The sequence below is a fragment of the Micrococcus sp. EWR3.9.1 genome (genome assembly GCF_052615555.1).
Map to the genome: position 1 here is coordinate 1 of NZ_JBQXFD010000052.1, position 465 is coordinate 465.

General features: G+C 70.3%; 1 protein-coding gene. It reads right to left on the reverse strand.

The genetic code is table 11. The features are described from left to right. On the reverse strand, positions 1-465 hold a 465-nt coding region (locus tag ACUJ8O_RS11530), incomplete at both ends, for an IS3 family transposase (protein WP_445373405.1).

Genomic DNA, 465 nt, shown 5'->3' on the forward strand with positions numbered 1-465 from the left:
CGAGGTGGGCGGTGAGTCGGTCGGCGGTAATCGAGCGCTCCACGAGCCCGCCGATGCACTCCCGGGTGTGTTCGTCGACGATCGAGCAGATCTTGATCGGTCGTCCGTGCTCGTCGGCGTCGAACTGGAAGTCCACCGCCCACACCACGTTCGGCGCGTCCGCCGTCGGCGCGTCGACGGTCGAGGACCCGACGCGCTTGCGTCGACGCCGCTGCGGGACCCGGAGCCCTTCGTCACGCCACAGGCGTTGGATCTTCTTGTGGTTCACCACCCACCCCTCGGCGCGGGCGTCGTGATACGCCCGCCGATACCCGTAGCGGGGATGGTCCTTCGCCCAGGCGCGCAGCCACTCCCTGAGCGCCCGATCCGGGTCCGCGACCGTGTCGCCCTTGAGCGGTCGCCGGTACGCGGAGCGGCTCAGCCCGACCAGACGGCACGCCATCCGTTCGCTCACCCGCAACTTGC